Genomic DNA, 15,839 nt, shown 5'->3' with positions numbered 1-15,839 from the left:
TGATGAGTGATCCTGCATTAGGCTATGGCAAGGTGATCAGATTTTCATCACAGGGGAATTATGATGTTAAATGCATGGCACCTGCCGGTGCCCCCATTTGTTAAACAAAGCAAAGATCAACTGCTCATTACACTGTGGCTGACGGGCGAAGACCCACCGCAGCGCATTATGCTGCGTACAGAACACGATAACGAAGAAATGTCAGTATCGATGCATAAGCAGCGCAGTCAGCAGCAGCCTGGCGTCACCGCATGGCGTGCGGCGATTGATCTCTCCAGCGGACAACCCCGGCGGCGTTACAGTTTCAAACTGCTGTGGCACGATCGCCAGCGTTGGTTTACACCGCAGGGCTTCAGCCGAATGCCGCCGGCACGACTGGAGCAGTTTGCCGTCGATGTACCGGATATCGGCCCACAATGGGCTGCGGATCAGATTTTTTATCAGATCTTCCCTGATCGTTTTGCGCGTAGTCTTCCTCGTGAAGCTGAACAGGATCATGTCTATTACCATCATGCAGCCGGACAAGAGATCATCTTGCGTGACTGGGATGAACCGGTCACGGCGCAGGCGGGCGGATCAACGTTCTATGGCGGCGATCTGGACGGGATAAGCGAAAAACTGCCGTATCTGAAAAAGCTTGGCGTGACGGCGCTGTATCTCAATCCGGTGTTTAAAGCTCCCAGCGTACATAAATACGATACCGAGGATTATCGCCATGTCGATCCGCAGTTTGGCGGTGATGGGGCGTTGCTGCGTTTGCGACACAATACGCAGCAGCTGGGAATGCGGCTGGTGCTGGACGGCGTGTTTAACCACAGTGGCGATTCCCATGCCTGGTTTGACAGGCACAATCGTGGCACGGGGGGAGCTTGTCACAACCCTGAATCGCCCTGGCGCGACTGGTACTCGTTTAGTGATGATGGCACGGCGCTCGACTGGCTTGGCTATGCCAGCTTGCCGAAGCTGGATTATCAGTCGGAAAGTCTGGTGAATGAAATTTATCGCGGGGAAGACAGTATTGTCCGCCATTGGCTGAAAGCGCCGTGGAGTATGGACGGCTGGCGGCTGGATGTGGTGCATATGCTGGGGGAGGCGGGTGGGGCGCGCAATAATATGCAGCACGTTGCTGGGATCACCGAAGCGGCGAAAGAAACCCAGCCGGAAGCGTATATTGTCGGCGAACATTTTGGCGATGCACGGCAATGGTTACAGGCCGATGTGGAAGATGCCGCCATGAACTATCGTGGCTTCACATTCCCGTTGTGGGGATTTCTTGCCAATACCGATATCTCTTACGATCCGCAGCAAATTGATGCCCAAACCTGTATGGCCTGGATGGATAATTACCGCGCAGGGCTTTCTCATCAACAACAATTACGTATGTTTAATCAGCTCGACAGCCACGATACTGCGCGATTTAAAACGCTGCTCGGTCGGGATATTGCGCGCCTGCCGCTGGCGGTGGTCTGGCTGTTCACCTGGCCTGGTGTACCGTGCATTTATTACGGTGATGAAGTAGGACTGGATGGCAAAAACGATCCGTTTTGCCGTAAACCGTTCCCTTGGCAGGTGGAAAAGCAGGATACGGCGTTATTCGCGCTGTACCAGCGAATGATTGCGCTGCGTAAGAAAAGTCAGGCGCTACGTCATGGCGGCTGTCAGGTGCTGTATGCGGAAGATAACGTGGTGGTATTTGTCCGCGTGCTGAATCAGCAGCGTGTACTGGTGGCAATCAACCGTGGCGAAGCTTGTGAAGTCGTGCTACCCGCGTCACCGTTGCTCAATGCCGTGCAATGGCAATGCAAAGAAGGGCATGGGCAACTGACTGACGGGATTCTGGCTTTGCCTGCCATTTCGGCTACGGTATGGATGAACTAACGTTTTATAACGCCTTGTGTGACGCCTGCGCCATCATCCGCGGATAAAACTGCCAGAAGCGGGTTTCGAGGGCGTCATAATGAGCGTCTAAATCGTACCAGGAGTCACGCAGGGCATCCAGACGTGGGCGGCGGCTTGCCATGCCGTTTAACACGTTCTGGATGAAATCCATATCGCGATAGCGCACCAGCCACTGCTCTGACCACAAGTAATTGTTCAGATTGATAAAACGTGGCGGTGAGTCCGGCAAAATCGTCATCACTTGCTCGCGGGCATAACAGACAAATTCCTGTAGCGGAAAGTCCGGCGACAGCTGCGACCAGTGGCGGGAAAGAAAGTGATCCCACATGACATCCAGCGTAATAGGCGCAACGCGGCGAGTTTCACTACGAAACCATTCCCGTGCTTCGCGGACTTCCGGCAGATTGTCGGTTAATACGTCGATACGTCGATGCATATGAATGCCAGTCACGACGTCGGGCGGAAAACTTTCTTCAGGATTTCCGCGTACGAAATCAGCCAGTAAATTGCCGGAAAGCGAGCTTTCCGCGAGATGGGCTAAATGCAGGTGAGCTAAAAAATTCATCGATTATATTCTATCCAAAAGGGGGTAAAGGTTGCAGGGAGAGCGCCCCGGCACTAGACTACCCGCCTCTTATTTTAGTCTGAGTCAGTGTCATGCGCGTTACCGATTTCTCCTTTGAATTGCCCGAATCCCTGATTGCCCACTATCCCATGCCTGAACGCAGTAGCTGTCGTTTACTGTCGCTGGACGGGCCGACGGGCGCGCTGACGCACGGTACTTTCACCGATTTACTTGATAAGCTCAACCCCGGCGATCTTCTGGTTTTTAATAATACCCGCGTGATCCCGGCGCGCCTGTTTGGGCGTAAAGCCAGCGGCGGCAAGATTGAAGTGCTGGTTGAACGGATGCTCGACGACAAACGCATTCTTGCGCATATTCGCGCCTCGAAAGCGCCAAAACCTGGCGCAGAACTGCTGCTGGGCGATGACGAAAGTATTAACGCAACAATGACCGCGCGCCACGGCGCACTGTTTGAAGTCGAATTCAATGATGATCGTTCGGTACTGGATATCCTCAACAGTATCGGCCATATGCCGCTGCCGCCGTATATCGACCGTCCGGACGAAGACGCTGACCGCGAACTTTATCAAACCGTTTATAGCGAAAAACCGGGCGCGGTTGCAGCCCCGACCGCTGGTCTGCATTTTGACGAGCCTTTGCTGGAAAAATTGCGCGCCAAAGGCGTGGAGATGGCGTTTGTGACGTTGCACGTTGGTGCGGGCACCTTCCAGCCGGTGCGCGTCGACACCATTGAAGATCACATCATGCACTCGGAATACGCTGAAGTACCGCAGGATGTGGTAGACGCGGTACTGGCGGCGAAAGCGCGCGGTAACCGGGTGATTGCGGTTGGCACCACTTCAGTACGTTCGCTGGAAAGCGCGGCTCAGGCAGCGAAAAACGATCTCATTGAACCGTTCTTCGACGATACCCAAATCTTTATCTATCCGGGCTTCCAGTACAAAGTGGTCGATGCGCTGGTGACGAACTTCCACTTGCCAGAGTCGACGCTGATTATGCTGGTTTCGGCCTTTGCCGGTTATCAACACACCATGAACGCCTATAAAGCAGCGGTAGAAGAGAAATATCGCTTTTTTAGTTACGGTGATGCGATGTTTATCACGTACAATCCGCAGGCAATTAATGAGCGCGTCGGGGAGTAATTCCGCGGCGCTGGTTTAAAACGTTGGACTGTTTTTCTGACGTAGTGGAGAAAAAATGAAATTTGAACTGGACACCACCGACGGTCGCGCACGCCGTGGCCGCCTGGTCTTTGATCGTGGCGTAGTGGAAACGCCTTGTTTTATGCCTGTTGGCACCTACGGCACCGTAAAAGGGATGACGCCGGAAGAAGTTGAAGCCACTGGCGCGCAAATTATCCTCGGCAACACCTTCCACCTGTGGCTGCGCCCGGGCCAGGAAATCATGAAACTGCACGGCGATCTGCACGATTTTATGCAGTGGAAGGGGCCGATCCTCACCGACTCCGGCGGCTTCCAGGTCTTCAGCCTTGGCGATATTCGTAAAATCACCGAACAGGGCGTGCACTTCCGTAACCCGATCAACGGCGATCCGATTTTCCTCGATCCTGAAAAATCAATGGAGATTCAGTACGATCTTGGTTCGGATATCGTCATGATCTTTGATGAGTGTACGCCGTATCCTGCTGACTGGGATTACGCAAAACGCTCCATGGAGATGTCTCTGCGTTGGGCGAAGCGTAGCCGTGAGCGTTTTGACAGTCTCGGAAACAAAAATGCGCTGTTTGGTATCATTCAGGGCAGCGTTTACGAAGATTTACGTGATATTTCTGTTAAAGGCCTGGTAGATATCGGTTTTGATGGCTACGCTGTCGGCGGTCTGGCTGTGGGTGAGCCGAAAGCAGATATGCACCGCATTCTGGAGCATGTATGCCCGCAAATTCCGGCAGACAAACCGCGTTACCTGATGGGCGTTGGTAAACCAGAAGACCTGGTTGAAGGCGTACGTCGTGGTATCGATATGTTTGACTGCGTAATGCCAACCCGCAACGCCCGAAATGGTCATTTGTTCGTGACCGATGGCGTGGTGAAAATCCGCAATGCGAAGTATAAGAGCGATACTGGCCCACTCGATCCTGAGTGTGATTGCTACACCTGTCGCAATTATTCACGCGCTTACTTGCATCATCTTGACCGTTGCAACGAAATATTAGGCGCGCGACTCAACACCATTCATAACCTTCGTTACTACCAGCGTTTGATGGCGGGTTTACGCAAGGCTATTGAAGAGGGTAAATTAGAGAGCTTCGTAACTGATTTTTACCAGCGTCAGGGGCGAGAAGTACCACCTTTGAACGTTGATTAATATTAATAATGAGGGAAATTTAATGAGCTTTTTTATTTCTGATGCGGTAGCGGCAACGGGTGCACCGGCGCAAGGTAGCCCGATGTCTTTGATTTTGATGCTGGTGGTATTCGGTCTGATTTTCTATTTCATGATCCTGCGTCCACAGCAGAAGCGCACCAAAGAACACAAAAAGCTGATGGACTCCATTGCCAAAGGTGATGAAGTTCTGACGAACGGTGGCCTGGTTGGTCGCGTAACCAAAGTAGCGGAAAACGGCTACATTGCTATCGCGCTGAATGACACCACTGAAGTAGTTATTAAACGTGACTTCGTAGCTGCCGTCCTGCCGAAAGGCACCATGAAGGCGCTGTAATTAAAATTTTTCCCTAAGGGAATTGCCGTGTTAAACCGTTATCCTTTGTGGAAGTACGTCATGCTGATCGTGGTGATTGTCATCGGTCTGCTGTATGCGCTTCCCAACCTGTTTGGTGAGGATCCGGCTGTTCAGATCACTGGTGCGCGCGGAGTCGCCGCCAGTGAGCAAACGCTGATCCAGGTCCAGAAAACGTTACAAGAAGAAAAAATAACTGCTAAGTCTGTGGCACTGGAAGAGGGCGCTATTCTTGCGCGCTTCGACTCCACTGACACCCAGCTGCGCGCTCGTGAAGCATTAATGGGCGTTATGGGTGACAAATACGTCGTGGCGCTTAACCTTGCCCCGGCAACGCCGCGCTGGCTGGCAGCTATTCACGCTGAGCCGATGAAGCTCGGCCTTGACCTGCGTGGCGGCGTTCACTTCCTGATGGAAGTGGATATGGACACCGCGCTTGGCAAACTCCAGGAACAAAATATCGATAGCCTGCGCAGCGATCTGCGTGAAAAGGGCATCCCGTATACCACCGTTCGTAAAGAAAACAACTACGGCCTGAGCATTACTTTCCGCGATGCTAAAGCTCGTGATGAAGCCATTGCGTATCTGAGCAAGCGCCATCCGGACCTGGTGATTAGTAGCCAGGGCAGCAACCAGCTGCGTGCGGTAATGAGCGATGCTCGTCTGAGTGAAGCGCGTGAATATGCGGTGCAGCAGAACATCAATATCCTGCGTAACCGTGTAAACCAACTTGGCGTGGCGGAGCCGGTGGTTCAGCGTCAGGGTGCTGACCGTATCGTTGTTGAACTGCCAGGTATTCAGGACACTGCGCGTGCGAAAGAGATTCTGGGTGCGACGGCAACGCTGGAATTCCGTCTGGTAAACACCAACGTTGACCAGGCCGCTGCGGCATCCGGTCGCGTACCGGGCGACTCTGAAGTGAAACAGACCCGCGAAGGTCAGCCAGTTGTGCTGTACAAACGCGTAATTCTGACCGGTGACCATATCACCGACTCCACTTCCAGCCAGGACGAATACAACCAACCGCAGGTTAACATCTCGCTCGATAGCGCTGGTGGTAACATCATGTCTAACTTCACTAAGGACAACATCGGCAAACCGATGGCAACCCTGTTTGTGGAGTACAAAGACAGCGGTAAGAAAGATGCAAATGGTCGTGCGGTTCTGGTGAAACAGGAAGAGGTGATTAACATCGCCAACATCCAGTCTCGTCTGGGTAACAGCTTCCGTATCACCGGCATCAACAACCCGAACGAAGCCCGTCAGCTGTCACTGCTGCTGCGTGCCGGTGCGTTGATCGCGCCGATTCAGATTGTTGAAGAACGTACCATTGGCCCAACCCTGGGTATGCAGAACATTGAACAGGGGCTGGAGGCTTGCCTTGCCGGTCTGCTGGTTTCTATTCTGTTCATGATCATCTTCTATAAGAAGTTTGGTCTGATTGCGACCAGTGCTCTGATTGCCAACTTGATCTTAATCGTCGGCATTATGTCGCTGTTGCCAGGCGCAACGCTGAGTATGCCAGGTATCGCGGGTATCGTCTTAACCCTTGCGGTGGCGGTCGATGCGAACGTACTGATCAACGAACGTATTAAAGAAGAGTTGAGCAACGGACGTACTGTTCAACAGGCAATTGATGAAGGTTATCGTGGCGCATTCAGTTCTATCTTCGATGCGAACATCACCACGCTGATTAAAGTCATCATCCTGTACGCAGTGGGTACCGGGGCAATTAAAGGGTTCGCGATTACTACCGGTATCGGTGTGGCGACGTCGATGTTTACCGCGATTGTCGGTACGCGTGCCATCGTAAACCTGCTATATGGCGGCAAGCGCGTCAAGAAGCTGTCAATCTGAGGAGTGCGATATGGCACAGGAATATACTGTTGAACAACTAAACCACGGCCGTAAAGTCTATGACTTTATGCGCTGGGACTACTGGGCTTTCGGCATCTCTGGTCTGCTGTTAATCGCCGCTATCGTTATTATGGGCGTGCGCGGCTTTAACTGGGGGCTGGATTTCACCGGTGGTACGGTTATCGAAATTACGCTCGAAAAACCGGCTGAAATTGACGTAATGCGTGATGCATTGCAAAAAGCCGGTTTTGAAGAGCCAATGCTGCAAAACTTTGGTAGCAGCCACGACATCATGGTCCGTATGCCGCCTGCTGAAGGCGAAACCGGCGGTCAGGTGCTGGGCAGCCAGGTTCTGAAGGTGATTAACGAATCCACCAATCAGAATGCAGCAGTGAAGCGTATTGAGTTCGTCGGTCCGAGCGTGGGGGCAGACCTTGCGCAAACCGGTGCGATGGCGTTGATGGCAGCGCTGCTGTCTATCCTCGTGTACGTAGGTTTCCGCTTTGAGTGGCGACTGGCGGCAGGGGTGGTTATTGCGCTGGCGCACGACGTTATCATTACGCTGGGTATTTTGTCGTTATTCCATATCGAGATTGACCTGACCATTGTGGCATCGTTGATGTCGGTTATCGGTTACTCGCTTAACGACAGTATCGTGGTATCGGACCGTATTCGTGAAAACTTCCGCAAGATCCGTCGCGGTACGCCTTACGAAATCTTTAACGTGTCCTTGACCCAGACGCTGCACCGTACCTTGATCACATCCGGTACTACCTTGATGGTTATCCTGATGCTGTACCTCTTCGGTGGTCCGGTACTGGAAGGCTTCTCGCTGACCATGCTTATCGGTGTTTCCATCGGTACTGCATCTTCCATCTATGTGGCATCTGCGTTGGCTCTGAAACTGGGTATGAAGCGCGAACACATGTTGCAGCAGAAAGTGGAAAAAGAAGGGGCGGATCAGCCGTCAATTCTGCCTTAATCAAGTTCCCGTTGATGTTGAAAATCCCGGTCAGAAGATCGGGATTTTTTTTGATGTATGGAGATTGCGAAAATCCCCGCATCTTGGGAAACTGCGCGTAACCCTACATTTCATCCAGGTAACTTTTCATGGCTATCATCCCAAAAAACTATGCGCGGTTAGAAAGCGGCTATCGCGAAAAAGCATTAAAAATCTATCCGTGGGTCTGCGGTCGCTGTTCCCGCGAGTTTGTCTATTCCAACCTGCGTGAACTTACTGTTCACCACATTGATCACGACCATACCAATAACCCGGAAGATGGCAGTAACTGGGAATTGCTTTGTCTCTATTGCCACGATCATGAGCATTCGAAATATACCGAAGCGGATCAGTATGGTACGACCGTTATCGCAGGGGAAGATGCGCAGAAAGATGTCGGTGAAGCGAAGTACAACCCATTCGCTGACCTGAAAGCGATGATGAACAAGAAGAAGTGATTAAAACGTAAAATTGCCTGATGCGCTACGCTTATCAGGACTACGTTATTTCAGCAATATATTGAATTTACGTGCTTTTGTGGGTCGGACAAAGCGTTTACGCCGCATCCGGCATGAACAAAGCGCACGTTGTTAACAATCTGAAATGCCGGGAATAAATCCCGGCATTTTCATAATCAGAAGTTGTAACCTACAACCAGGTAACCACCCCAGCCGGTAGAGCGAACGTTGAAGTTGCCGTTGCCGAAGTTCAGTTCTGCATCGTCGTTCCACTGACCACCGTCGTGCCAGTAACGAGCTACGACAGAGTAGTGCCAGTGATCGTAGTTCAGAGCCAGAATATGGCTGGAAGCGATAGAGTTATTAGTACGGGTCTTAATACCGTTGATTGCGTTACCGCTGTCATCCCCTAAATCGGAACCCCAGTCGAAGTTGGTGAAGCCGATGTAGCTCAGCTGACCGCCCCACAGATCGGTAATCGGCACAAAGTATTTAATTTTGAAACGGTAACCGTCCCACTCGTTTTCGTTCGCTGCGCCATAGTTCTGCCACTGGTATTTCGCATAGACGTTCATGGACAGGCTCATCGGCAGACCAGTATCGATGTCGGTACCCAGACCCATATACCAGGTGCTCTGGCGACCATCTTTATTACGACCCATGTCGTAAATGTAGTTGTTCGCGAAGTACCACTCTTTGAACGGACCGAAGCTAAGGTCAGTATTGGTCAGCTTGTCGATGGAGAAACGTGGTTCGATTTCCATAAACAGCGGAGAGCCGTGGTTCCAGATACCTTTGGCATCGGAGTTACCGCCGAAGAATACCGGCGCATCCGCATAACCATAGAAGTCGAACCAGTCTTTTTTAGCGAATGCTTCGTACTCAAGGTAGGTATCGTTGCGGATCTGCGGTCCAAAACGGGTGTGATAGCTTCCGACAACGTTAACGCTCTGGTGCCACCAGTCGGAAAGATACTGCGGTTTGTCGTTTTCAGCTGCGTTGACAGTAAAAGACGAAGAGAGCGCCAGTACCGCACCGGCTGCCAGTAATGTTTTTTTCATATGTATGCCACTGTTTGAAAATCCCTTGCGGGAGTGAAAAAGGCGCAAATTGCGTTTCTAAATATTTCGTATACAGAGGAGCCTATTATAAAAATCATTGCTCACAAAAATATGTTTCGTTTCACAGTTCTATCATTTACGTAATCGATTGCGTTCACGTTTACACACATTCGGGCGGGGATTGTACTGACTTTCGCCCTTGTTGCAAACTTTTACTATCAATCCAGGTGATGTAAGCAGAGTAACAAAATGACGGGTAAATATGTTGCGGGACGCACAAAATCGTCCCGAAATACGTTTACTGCATAACAGGTTGAATGTCGTGGATACGTACAAAGCCTAACTGATCCACAGAAATCCCCTTTAATTGTAACGGAATATCAACATCGCTGGGGGCGAGGACGCTGGCAGGGGCATTAATCAATTGATTCTGCACATTGATTTCCTGAAAGTTGTCTATTGTTCCCTGAATTTGCCCATATTCAACAGTTCCGCTGAATGCGGGCAAGGGATCATTCGACTCGCCCTGAATACGTAGCGTCAGGGTGGTGCCATCTGCATCAGGCGTAATATTCACCAGCGACATACGTAAAGTACCGATCTGGCTTTCCAGTCTTGCCGGTGTTTTCGCTCCAGGCAGAAGGTAAACCCCACTGCTGGATTTTGCATTCAGCCTGTTTTGCTGAGTGATTTTGACCGTTTCTTTATTGAGTTGCGTCATCTCCTGGTTCAGCGTGCTGACGCTGTGTTTCATCTGTCGCACTTCGCTCTGCTGCACACAGGCGCTAAGGCTGAACAGGCTTCCCAGCAGGAGCAGTCGAAAAACGTTAGTATTCATAGGTCGTCCCTTTCTCGTCGCAATTAGCCTAATGGTAGAGGGTAAAAGCAGCGAAAGCATCGATCCTTTATCTCAAAAGCGTTGCGCCTTTGTTGTATCGTCAGTTCAGGGTAAAATAGATTTCTGTTAACCACCTGGTCAGGACGCCGTATGCATTGCCCATTCTGTTTCGCCGTGGACACTAAGGTAATTGACTCTCGTCTCGTGGGCGAGGGTTCATCCGTACGCCGCCGTCGGCAGTGTCTGGTGTGTAATGAACGTTTCACCACCTTTGAAGTGGCGGAGCTGGTTATGCCGCGTGTTGTAAAAAGCAACGACGTGCGTGAACCGTTTAATGAAGAGAAATTGCGTAGCGGAATGCTGCGGGCGCTGGAAAAACGTCCGGTGAGTTCCGATGACGTCGAAATGGCAATCAATCATATTAAATCGCAGCTGCGCGCCACCGGTGAGCGCGAAGTGCCGAGCAAGATGATTGGCAATCTGGTGATGGAGCAATTGAAAAAGCTCGATAAAGTCGCCTATATCCGTTTTGCCTCTGTCTACCGCAGTTTCGAAGATATCAAAGAATTTGGCGAAGAGATCGCGCGCCTGGAGGACTAAGCCGTGCAGGACGAGTATTACATGGCGCGGGCGCTAAAGCTGGCGCAACGAGGACGTTTTACCACGCATCCCAACCCGAATGTCGGGTGCGTCATTGTCAAAGATGGCGAAATTGTCGGTGAAGGTTACCACCAACGTGCGGGTGAACCACATGCCGAAGTACACGCGTTGCGTATGGCGGGTGAAAAAGCCAAAGGTGCGACCGCCTATGTCACACTCGAACCCTGTAGCCATCATGGTCGTACGCCACCGTGCTGTGACGCACTCATCGCCGCTGGCGTAGCGCGCGTGGTTGCCTCGATGCAAGATCCTAACCCGCAGGTCGCTGGGCGTGGACTTTACCGTCTGCAACAGGCTGGCATTGACGTCAGCCACGGGCTGATGATGAGTGAAGCCGAGCAATTGAATAAAGGCTTTCTCAAGCGGATGCGCACCGGCTTTCCTTATATTCAGTTAAAACTTGGCGCATCGCTTGATGGCCGCACGGCGATGGCGAGCGGCGAAAGCCAGTGGATCACTTCGCCTCAGGCGCGGCGCGACGTACAACGACAGCGCGCACAAAGTCATGCCATTTTAACCAGCAGCGCCACGGTGCTGGCGGATGATCCAGCCTTAACAGTGCGTTGGTCTGAACTGGATGAACAAACTCAGGCGCTCTACCCGCAACAAAATCTCCGCCAGCCAGTACGTATTGTGATTGATAGCCAAAATCGCGTGACGCCGGAACATCGCATTGTGCAGCAGCCCGGCGAAACCTGGTTCGCGCGTACGCAGGAAGATTCTAGTGAGTGGCCGGAAACGGTGCGTACCTTGCTGATTCCAGAGCATAAAGGTCATCTGGATCTGGTTATACTGATGATGCAACTGGGTAAACAGCAAATTAACAGCATCTGGGTGGAAGCGGGGCCAACGCTCGCTGGCGCATTGCTGCAGGCGGGTTTAGTCGATGAGCTGATTGTCTATATCGCACCTAAACTATTAGGCAGCGACGCCCGCGGATTATGCACGCTGCCAGGGCTTGAGAAATTAGCCGACGCCCCCCAATTTAAATTCAAAGAGATACGTCATGTAGGCCCGGATGTTTGCCTGCATTTAGTGGGTGCATGATCTCCCGGCTCGAAAGGGAAGCAGCGCACGAAATATTATGCTAAAATCCGCCCCCCTGCGGGGCCATACTCGAACCCGAAGGAAGAAAATGAACATTATTGAAGCTAACGTTGCTACCCCGGACGCTCGCGTCGCCATCACCATCGCGCGTTTCAACAACTTTATCAATGACAGCCTGCTGGAAGGTGCAATTGACGCACTGAAACGTATCGGTCAGGTAAAAGATGAAAACATTACCGTTGTTTGGGTGCCTGGTGCCTATGAGCTGCCGCTGGCGGCGGGTGCACTGGCTAAAACCGGTAAATACGACGCGGTGATTGCGCTGGGTACGGTTATTCGTGGTGGCACTGCCCACTTTGAATATGTCGCTGGTGGTGCAAGCAACGGCCTGGCGCATGTTGCCCAGGACAGCGAAATTCCGGTTGCTTTTGGGGTTCTGACCACTGAAAGCATTGAACAAGCGATCGAACGTGCTGGCACCAAAGCTGGCAACAAAGGTGCAGAAGCTGCACTGACCGCGCTTGAAATGATTAATGTATTGAAAGCCATCAAGGCCTGAAATTAGTAAGGGGAAATCCGTGAAACCTGCTGCTCGTCGCCGCGCTCGTGAGTGTGCCGTCCAGGCGCTCTACTCCTGGCAGTTGTCCCAGAACGACATCGCTGATGTTGAATACCAGTTCCTGGCTGAACAGGATGTAAAAGACGTTGACGTCCTGTACTTCCGTGAGCTGCTGGCCGGGGTGGCGACTAATACCGCATACCTCGACGGACTGATGAAGCCATACCTGTCCCGCCTGCTGGAAGAACTGGGACAGGTAGAAAAAGCAGTACTGCGCATTGCGCTGTACGAACTGTCTAAACGTAGCGATGTGCCATACAAAGTGGCCATTAACGAAGCGATCGAACTGGCGAAATCGTTCGGCGCAGAAGACAGCCATAAGTTCGTCAACGGCGTACTCGATAAAGCAGCACCTGTGATTCGCCCTAACAAAAAGTGATATCCAGGCCGGTAGATTCACGGAAGACCGTTCCATGATCGCCGGCCTTTTCTTTTTTACCTGCTGAGGCATAACGTATGGCATGTGGCGAGTTCTCCCTGATTGCCCGTTATTTTGACCGTGTAAGAAGTTCTCGTCTTGATGTCGAACTGGGCATCGGCGACGATTGCGCACTTCTCAATATCCCCGAGAAACAGACCCTGGCGATCAGCACTGATACGCTGGTGGCGGGTAACCATTTCCTCCCTGATATCGATCCTGCTGATCTGGCTTATAAAGCACTGGCGGTGAACCTAAGCGATCTGGCAGCGATGGGGGCCGATCCGGCCTGGCTGACGCTGGCATTAACCTTACCGGACGTAGACGAAGCGTGGCTTGAGTCCTTCAGCGACAGTTTGTTTGATCTTCTCAATTATTACGATATGCAACTCATTGGCGGCGATACCACGCGTGGGCCATTATCAATGACGTTGGGTATCCACGGCTTTGTTCCGATGGGACGAGCCTTAACGCGCTCTGGGGCGAAACCGGGTGACTGGATCTATGTGACCGGTACACCGGGCGATAGCGCCGCCGGGCTGGCGATTTTGCAAAACCGTTTGCAGGTTGCCGATGCTAAAGATGCTGACTACTTGATCAAACGTCATCTCCGTCCATCGCCGCGTATTTTACAGGGGCAGGCACTGCGCGATCTGGCAAATTCAGCTATCGATTTCTCTGACGGTCTGATTTCCGATCTCGGGCATATCGTGAAAGCCAGCGACTGCGGCGCACGTATTGACCTGGCATTGCTGCCGTTTTCTGATGCGCTTTCTCGCCATGTTGAACCGGAACAGGCGCTGCGCTGGGCGCTCTCTGGCGGTGAAGATTACGAGTTGTGTTTCACGGTGCCGGAACTGAACCGTGGCGCGCTGGATGTTGCTCTCGGACACCTTGGCGTACCGTTTACCTGTATCGGGCAAATGACCGCCGATATCGAAGGGCTTTGTTTTATTCGTGACGGCGAACCTGTCACGTTTGACTGGAAAGGATATGACCATTTTGCCACGCCATAAAGATGTCGCGAAAAGTCGCCTGAAGATGAGTAATCCGTGGCATCTGCTTGCTGTCGGATTCGGAAGTGGATTAAGCCCGATCGTTCCTGGGACGATGGGCTCGCTGGCAGCGATTCCGTTCTGGTATCTGATGACCTTTTTGCCCTGGCAGCTCTACTCGCTGGTGGTGATGCTGGGGATCTGTATCGGCGTCTATCTTTGTCATCAGACCGCAAAAGATATGGGCGTGCACGATCACGGCAGCATTGTCTGGGACGAATTTATTGGTATGTGGATCACGCTCATGGCGCTGCCGACCAATGACTGGCAGTGGGTTGCCGCCGGGTTTGTGATTTTCCGTATTCTGGATATGTGGAAACCGTGGCCGATCCGCTGGTTTGATCGCAATGTGCATGGCGGCATGGGGATCATGATAGATGATATTGTCGCCGGGGTGATCTCCGCTGGCATCCTGTACTTTATTGGTCATCACTGGCCGCTGGGCATTCTGTCGTAGTTGTGCACCGATGCCTGATGTGACGCTTGTTGCGTCTCATCAGGCCTGGACTCTTATTTAAATCCTACTACCGGATGCGGTTTATACGGCGTTTCCAGTTCGGCAATCTGTTCCGGCTTCAAAGTGATATCCACCGCGTTCAATAGCTCATCAAGCTGTTCTTCCCGCGATGTACCGATAATCGGTGCGGCAATGCCCGGTTTACTCAACAACCAGGCCAGCGCAACTTGTGCTCGTGTTGCACCGAGTTCTTCACTGACGCCCGTTAACCGCTCTGCGATCTGCGCGTCATTTTCATCGCTTTCTTTATAGAGATTTTTCCCCACCTCATCAGACACCAGTCGTGCGGTAGTTTCTCCCCACGGACGCGTCAGTCGCCCCCGCGCCAGCGGGCTCCACGGAATCACCGCCACGCCCTCCTGATAACACAGTGGCAGCATCTCGCGCTCTTCTTCGCGATAAATCAGATTGTAGTGATCCTGCATACTGACAAACTGCGCCCAGCCGTGCTGTTTTTGTAGCTTCAGGGCCTGAGCAAACTGCGAAGCGTGCATGGATGACGCGCCGATATAACGCGCTTTCCCGGCTTTTACCACGTCGTTCAGAGCTTCCAGCGTCTCTTCGATCGGCGTGTTGTAATCCCAGCGATGAATTTGCAGGATATCGACATAATCCATGCCGAGACGTCGCAGGCTGCCGTCGATAGAGCGCAAAATTTGTGCACGGGATAATCCTTCCGGTAAATCACCAACGCGATGGAACACTTTGGTGGCAACGACCACGTCTTCACGACGGGCGAAATCCCGCAGTGCGCGACCAACGATCTCTTCGCTGCTGCCATCGGAATAGCTATTGGCGGTATCAAAGAAATTTATGCCGCCTTCCAGCGCGCGTTTAATGATGGGACGGCTACTCTCTTCCGGCAGTGTCCATGCGTGATTACCACGATCTGGCTCGCCAAAGGTCATACAGCCGAGGCAAAGTCGGGAAACGCGAAGGTCGGTTTTTCCTAAGGGGTTGTATTGCATGCTGCCACTCCTGCCATACTCGTCATACTTCAAGTTGCATGTGCTGCGGCTGCATTCGTTCACCCCAGTCACTTACTTATGTAAGCTCCTGGGGCTTCACTCGTTTGCCGCCTTCCTGCAACTCGAATTATTTAGAGTCTATGAATAATTTGTTAAGC

The 15,839-nt window shown here is 52.1% G+C and carries 17 protein-coding genes; 13 read left to right on the top strand and 4 right to left on the bottom strand.

The features are described from left to right. Window positions 1-60: 60 nt before the first annotated feature. The gene (malZ, locus tag FTE26_RS07570) at window positions 61-1,878 is read left to right on the top strand and encodes a maltodextrin glucosidase (protein WP_001297133.1); all 1,818 of its coding nucleotides are present in this window, start codon (window positions 61-63) and stop codon (window positions 1,876-1,878) included. Between the two features lie 4 nt (window positions 1,879-1,882). Here malZ and acpH read toward each other — a convergent pair whose 3' ends face one another. After that, entirely contained in the window at window positions 1,883-2,464 is a 582-nt protein-coding gene (gene acpH / locus FTE26_RS07565) for an ACP phosphodiesterase (protein ID WP_001009890.1), read from the bottom strand. 92 nt (window positions 2,465-2,556) lie between these two features. Between acpH and queA the strand changes: the two genes are divergently transcribed. From queA to yajD, 6 genes are all read left to right on the top strand, one after another. After that, entirely contained in the window at window positions 2,557-3,627 is a 1,071-nt protein-coding gene (gene queA, locus FTE26_RS07560) for a tRNA preQ1(34) S-adenosylmethionine ribosyltransferase-isomerase QueA (RefSeq protein ID WP_001266492.1), read from the top strand. Between the two features lie 55 nt (window positions 3,628-3,682). Further along, a complete protein-coding gene (tgt, locus tag FTE26_RS07555; RefSeq protein ID WP_000667319.1) occupies window positions 3,683-4,810 on the top strand; it encodes a tRNA guanosine(34) transglycosylase Tgt in 1,128 nt (375 codons plus the stop codon). Window positions 4,811-4,832: 22 nt separating this feature from the next. Then, window positions 4,833-5,165 carry a preprotein translocase subunit YajC gene (yajC, locus tag FTE26_RS07550; RefSeq protein WP_000007629.1) on the top strand — a complete coding sequence of 111 codons (333 nt, stop codon included), beginning with the start codon at window positions 4,833-4,835 and terminating at the stop codon, window positions 5,163-5,165. 27 nt (window positions 5,166-5,192) lie between these two features. Then, the gene (secD, locus tag FTE26_RS07545; RefSeq protein ID WP_000934822.1) at window positions 5,193-7,040 is read left to right on the top strand and encodes a protein translocase subunit SecD; all 1,848 of its coding nucleotides are present in this window, start codon (window positions 5,193-5,195) and stop codon (window positions 7,038-7,040) included. A gap of 10 nt (window positions 7,041-7,050) precedes the next feature. Beyond that, a complete protein-coding gene (gene secF, locus FTE26_RS07540) occupies window positions 7,051-8,022 on the top strand; it encodes a protein translocase subunit SecF (RefSeq protein WP_000046637.1) in 972 nt (323 codons plus the stop codon). 128 nt (window positions 8,023-8,150) lie between these two features. Beyond that, window positions 8,151-8,498 (top strand): HNH nuclease YajD, encoded by a 348-nt coding sequence (gene yajD, locus FTE26_RS07535; protein WP_000974813.1) that lies wholly within the window; start codon window positions 8,151-8,153, stop codon window positions 8,496-8,498. A 176-nt stretch (window positions 8,499-8,674) separates the two neighbouring features. Here the strand turns inward: yajD and tsx are convergent, their stop codons facing one another. Together tsx and FTE26_RS07525 are read right to left on the bottom strand one after the other, a co-directional pair. Then, window positions 8,675-9,559 carry a nucleoside-specific channel-forming protein Tsx gene (tsx, locus tag FTE26_RS07530; RefSeq protein ID WP_001295328.1) on the bottom strand — a complete coding sequence of 295 codons (885 nt, stop codon included), beginning with the start codon at window positions 9,557-9,559 and terminating at the stop codon, window positions 8,675-8,677. Window positions 9,560-9,857: 298 nt separating this feature from the next. Continuing rightward, window positions 9,858-10,397 (bottom strand): DUF3251 domain-containing protein, encoded by a 540-nt coding sequence (locus FTE26_RS07525; protein ID WP_001297136.1) that lies wholly within the window; start codon window positions 10,395-10,397, stop codon window positions 9,858-9,860. A gap of 150 nt (window positions 10,398-10,547) precedes the next feature. Between FTE26_RS07525 and nrdR the strand changes: the two genes are divergently transcribed. The 6 genes from nrdR to pgpA all read left to right on the top strand — a co-directional run bounded on the left by nrdR (window position 10,548) and on the right by pgpA (window position 14,653). After that, entirely contained in the window at window positions 10,548-10,997 is a 450-nt protein-coding gene (nrdR, locus tag FTE26_RS07520) for a transcriptional regulator NrdR (protein ID WP_000543535.1), read from the top strand. Between the two features lie 3 nt (window positions 10,998-11,000). After that, on the top strand, window positions 11,001-12,104 hold the full coding sequence (gene ribD, locus FTE26_RS07515) for a bifunctional diaminohydroxyphosphoribosylaminopyrimidine deaminase/5-amino-6-(5-phosphoribosylamino)uracil reductase RibD (protein WP_001150470.1): 1,104 nt from the start codon (window positions 11,001-11,003) through the stop codon (window positions 12,102-12,104). A gap of 88 nt (window positions 12,105-12,192) precedes the next feature. Continuing rightward, complete coding sequence (gene ribH, locus FTE26_RS07510; RefSeq protein ID WP_001021161.1) at window positions 12,193-12,663, top strand: 6,7-dimethyl-8-ribityllumazine synthase; 471 nt, start codon at window positions 12,193-12,195, stop codon at window positions 12,661-12,663. A gap of 19 nt (window positions 12,664-12,682) precedes the next feature. Further along, window positions 12,683-13,102, top strand: a complete 420-nt coding sequence (gene nusB, locus FTE26_RS07505) for a transcription antitermination factor NusB (RefSeq protein ID WP_000801125.1) — start codon at window positions 12,683-12,685, stop codon at window positions 13,100-13,102. A 77-nt stretch (window positions 13,103-13,179) separates the two neighbouring features. Then, a complete protein-coding gene (thiL, locus tag FTE26_RS07500) occupies window positions 13,180-14,157 on the top strand; it encodes a thiamine-phosphate kinase (RefSeq protein WP_000742103.1) in 978 nt (325 codons plus the stop codon). Next, window positions 14,135-14,653, top strand: coding sequence for a phosphatidylglycerophosphatase A (pgpA, locus tag FTE26_RS07495; protein ID WP_000154044.1), 519 nt, complete (start codon window positions 14,135-14,137; stop codon window positions 14,651-14,653). The genes thiL and pgpA overlap by 23 nt, the downstream gene beginning before the upstream one ends. Window positions 14,654-14,706: 53 nt before the next feature. Here the strand turns inward: pgpA and yajO are convergent, their stop codons facing one another. After that, window positions 14,707-15,681, bottom strand: coding sequence for a 1-deoxyxylulose-5-phosphate synthase YajO (gene yajO, locus FTE26_RS07490; RefSeq protein WP_001199827.1), 975 nt, complete (start codon window positions 15,679-15,681; stop codon window positions 14,707-14,709). Window positions 15,682-15,839: the final 158 nt, after the last annotated feature.

Origin of the sequence: Escherichia sp. S10b, assembly GCF_028421345.1 — a bacterium.
In the GTDB taxonomy this organism is placed as follows: domain Bacteria; phylum Pseudomonadota; class Gammaproteobacteria; order Enterobacterales; family Enterobacteriaceae; genus ECMA0423.
This window is presented reverse-complemented; position numbering and strand designations above follow the sequence as displayed.

What these genes read in the sequence shown, in the direction of transcription:
- yajO (WP_001199827.1), bottom strand. Translation starts at nt 15,681, where the DNA reads ATGCAATACAACCCCTTAGGAAAAACCGACCTTCGCGTTTCCCGACTT.
- ribH (WP_001021161.1), top strand. Translation starts at nt 12,193, where the DNA reads ATGAACATTATTGAAGCTAACGTTGCTACCCCGGACGCTCGCGTCGCC.
- tgt (WP_000667319.1), top strand. Translation starts at nt 3,683, where the DNA reads ATGAAATTTGAACTGGACACCACCGACGGTCGCGCACGCCGTGGCCGC.
- secF (WP_000046637.1), top strand. Translation starts at nt 7,051, where the DNA reads ATGGCACAGGAATATACTGTTGAACAACTAAACCACGGCCGTAAAGTC.
- yajD (WP_000974813.1), top strand. Translation starts at nt 8,151, where the DNA reads ATGGCTATCATCCCAAAAAACTATGCGCGGTTAGAAAGCGGCTATCGC.
- malZ (WP_001297133.1), top strand. Translation starts at nt 61, where the DNA reads ATGATGTTAAATGCATGGCACCTGCCGGTGCCCCCATTTGTTAAACAA.
- queA (WP_001266492.1), top strand. Translation starts at nt 2,557, where the DNA reads ATGCGCGTTACCGATTTCTCCTTTGAATTGCCCGAATCCCTGATTGCC.
- acpH (WP_001009890.1), bottom strand. Translation starts at nt 2,464, where the DNA reads ATGAATTTTTTAGCTCACCTGCATTTAGCCCATCTCGCGGAAAGCTCG.
- tsx (WP_001295328.1), bottom strand. Translation starts at nt 9,559, where the DNA reads ATGAAAAAAACATTACTGGCAGCCGGTGCGGTACTGGCGCTCTCTTCG.
- nrdR (WP_000543535.1), top strand. Translation starts at nt 10,548, where the DNA reads ATGCATTGCCCATTCTGTTTCGCCGTGGACACTAAGGTAATTGACTCT.
- FTE26_RS07525 (WP_001297136.1), bottom strand. Translation starts at nt 10,397, where the DNA reads ATGAATACTAACGTTTTTCGACTGCTCCTGCTGGGAAGCCTGTTCAGC.
- thiL (WP_000742103.1), top strand. Translation starts at nt 13,180, where the DNA reads ATGGCATGTGGCGAGTTCTCCCTGATTGCCCGTTATTTTGACCGTGTA.
- yajC (WP_000007629.1), top strand. Translation starts at nt 4,833, where the DNA reads ATGAGCTTTTTTATTTCTGATGCGGTAGCGGCAACGGGTGCACCGGCG.
- pgpA (WP_000154044.1), top strand. Translation starts at nt 14,135, where the DNA reads ATGACCATTTTGCCACGCCATAAAGATGTCGCGAAAAGTCGCCTGAAG.